The organism is Actinocrinis sp. (genome assembly GCF_035650855.1).
GTDB lineage: Bacteria > Actinomycetota > Actinomycetes > Streptomycetales > Catenulisporaceae > Actinocrinis.
In genome coordinates this window covers 1-2,613 of sequence record NZ_DASRGV010000088.1, presented here as the reverse complement: position 1 = coordinate 2,613, position 2,613 = coordinate 1, and the positions used below count along the sequence as shown (strand labels likewise).

Annotated in this window: 3 protein-coding genes; all 3 read left to right on the top strand. The window is 70.4% G+C overall.

The features are described 5' to 3' along the window. On the top strand, positions 1 to 249 hold a 249-nt coding region (locus VFB40_RS07175; protein WP_414642049.1), incomplete at its 5' end, for a carbohydrate ABC transporter permease. Further along, positions 246 to 1,124: a carbohydrate ABC transporter permease gene (locus VFB40_RS07170; protein WP_324848504.1), complete on the top strand. Its 879-nt coding sequence runs from the start codon at positions 246 to 248 to the stop codon at positions 1,122 to 1,124. The genes VFB40_RS07175 and VFB40_RS07170, both read left to right, overlap by 4 nt. Further along, positions 1,121 to 2,613, top strand: a 1,493-nt coding sequence (locus VFB40_RS07165) for a glycoside hydrolase family 66 protein (protein WP_324848503.1), incomplete at its 3' end; no start/stop codon positions are given. The genes VFB40_RS07170 and VFB40_RS07165, both read left to right, overlap by 4 nt.

The following is a 2,613-nucleotide window of genomic DNA, read 5'->3' as shown; positions in this document are numbered from 1 at the left end:
GCGCTGCTCTTCGTCACGGTCATGCTCGTCATCGGCGGATTCAACGTGTTCACCTCCGTGCTGCTGATGACCGGCGGCGGCCCGGCCGACTCGACCCAGGTGCTGCTGACCTACATGTACCAACAGGCGTTCAAGAACCTGGACTTCGGCTACGGCTCCTCGATCGCCGTGCTGCTGACGCTGTTCGTGTTCGTCCTGTCCGTCGTCCAGCTGCGGGTCTTCCGCGGCGATGCCGAGGAGGCGGCGTGACCACCCTCTCCCCCACCGCCCTCGCGCCCACGCGCAGCACCCGCTCGCGCCGGCGCGCCACCGGCCAGGCCGTGCGGTACCTGATCCTGGCCGTCGGCGCGGTGATCATGCTGCTGCCGTTCGCCTACATGCTCTCGACCTCGTTCAAGAGCCAGGCCTACGTGCTCACCCTGCCGCCGCAGTTCATCCCGCACCCGGCGACGGTGTCGAACTACACCGGCGCGTGGAGCTCGCACGACTTCGCCCGCTACTTCGTCAACTCGCTGATCGTGGCGGCCTGCACCACGGCGCTCTCGCTGCTGCTCAGCTCGATGATGGCCTACGCGTTCGCGCGCTTCGCGTTCCCGGGCCGTGAGCTGCTGTACAAGACCCTGCTGCTGGGGCTGATGATCCCGGCGATGATGCTGATCATCCCGCAGTTCGTGCTGGCCAAGTACCTGGGCCTGCTCGACTCGCTGGCCGGGCTTGTGGTCTTCTACGTCGGCGGTTCGCTGCCGCTCAACACCTTCCTGCTGCGCGGGTTCTTCGCCGCGATCCCCAAGGAGCTGGAGCAGGCGATGACCGTGGACGGAGCCGGGGCGTGGACGCGCTACCGGCGCCTGATCCTGCCGCTGGCCAAGCCGGCCCTGGCCACCGCGACCATCTTCACCTTCCTGGCCAGCTGGGACGAGTTCGCCTGGTCGCTGACCATCATCAACACCCCGTCCAGGCAGACTCTCCCGCTGGCGATCGCGCTGTTCCAGGGCGAGAACTCCACGCTGTGGGGCCTGGTGTTCGCCGCCTCGGTGATCGCCGTGGTGCCGGTGATCGTGGTGTTCCTGCTCTTCCAACGCTACTTCGTACAGGGCCTGACCGCGGGAGCCGTCAAGGGATGATCGACCTACTGCCCACCAAGACCCTCTACCTGCCCGACCAGCCGGTCCTGATCGAGGTGCGCGGCGACTGCCCGCCGGGCGCGGTGCTGACGGCGCGTCACCTCGGGCAGACGCAGGCCGAATGCAAGATCGGCCGCGGGCTGGCCGACCTGGGCCGCCTGCCGGCCGGCGGGTACGGCGTCGAGCTGTGCGACCCGGACGCCGCGGTGCTCGCGCGCACCGCCGTGCAGGTCGCGGCCGACCCCCGCACGGTGCTGCGCTACGGCTTCGTCGTGGACTACCGGCCCGGGCGCGACCTGACCGCGGTCGCCGACAACCTGCGCCGGCTGCACCTGACCGGGGTTCAGTTCTACGACTGGGCCTACCGGCACGCCGACCTGCTCGGCGGCGGCGAGGCCTACGACGACGCGCTCGGCCAGCCCGTCTCGCTCGACACCGTGCGCTCCCTGGTCGAGCTGTGCCACGAGGTCGGCTCCAGCGCGCTCGGCTACGCCGCCGTGTACGCGGTCGGCCGCCAGGAGTGGGCCAAGTGGGAACACGACGCGCTGCTGACCCCGAGCGGGGAGCCGTACGCGCTCGGGGACTTCCTGTTCATCGTCGATCCGGCGGCCGAGGACTGGATCGCGCACTTCACCGCCGACGTGTGCACCGCGGTCGCGCAGGTCGGATTCGACGGCTTTCACCTGGACCAGTACGGCTACCCCAAGCGCGCCCGCCGCGCCGACGGCACGCCGGTCGACGTCGCCCGCAGCTTCGTCACCACGATCGAGCAGGTGCGCGCGGCCCTGCCTTCCTCGCGACTGGTGTTCAACAACGTCAACGACTTCCCGACCTGGGCCTCGGCCGGCGCGCCGCAGGACGCTGTCTACATCGAGGTCTGGCCTCCGCACGTCGGGCTGGAGCACCTCGCGCAGGTCGTCACGCGCGCCCGCGCCCAGGCGGCCGGCAAACCGGTCGTGATCGCCGCCTACCAGCACGTCTACGACAGCGCACCGGCACAAAGCGCGGACCGCGCCACCGCGCTGAGCATGGCGACGCTCTACTCGCACGGCGCCACGCAACTGCTGTGCGGCGAGGGCGACCGGATCCTGGTCGACCCCTACTACGTGCGCAACCACGAGACCGAGCCGTCCACCGCGGCGCTGCTGCACCGCTGGTACGACTTCCTGGTCGAGCACGACGAACTGCTCACCGCGCCCGGGATCACGGACGTCACCGGCTCCTTCGCGGGCAGCTACAACGACGACATCGACGTCACCTACCCCGACACGGACACCCCGGTCGGCCACAGCGCGACGCCCGGGGCGATCTGGCGCCGCGTCACCCAGGCCGGCGACCGGTATGTCATGCACCTGATCAACCTGGCGGGCCAGGACGACACGCTGTGGGACGCGCCGCGCAACGCGCCCGCCGAGGTCGGCGCGGGCACGCTCAAGATCCGCCGCTCCGGATCCGAACCGCCGCGCGTGCGCGTCGCCGACCCGGACCG